Source organism: Streptomyces sp. NRRL S-646, assembly GCF_000720765.1.
Classification (GTDB): domain Bacteria; phylum Actinomycetota; class Actinomycetes; order Streptomycetales; family Streptomycetaceae; genus Streptomyces.
This window is the reverse complement of sequence record NZ_JODC01000149.1, coordinates 1-224: the sequence shown is the minus strand read 5'-3', so window position 1 is coordinate 224 and position 224 is coordinate 1. Positions and strand designations below refer to the sequence as shown.

Genomic DNA, 224 nt, shown 5'->3' with positions numbered 1-224 from the left:
AGGATGGTGTCGCCGGGCTGGGCCAGCGCGAACAGCGCGGCCTGGTTGGCGGAGGCACCCGAGTGGGGCTGCACGTTGGCGTACTCGGCGCCGAACAGCTCCTTGAGCCGGTCGATGGCGATCTGCTCGGCGACGTCCACGTGCTCGCAGCCGCCGTAGTAGCGCCGGCCCGGGTAGCCCTCGGCGTACTTGTTGGTCAGCACCGAGCCCTGCGCCTCCATGAC

At 70.5% G+C, this 224-nt stretch carries 1 pseudogene; it reads right to left on the bottom strand.

The annotated features are described in order from the left end of the window. Positions 1-224 (bottom strand): annotated as a pseudogene (locus tag IH68_RS0149315) (serine hydroxymethyltransferase); the annotation flags it as partial.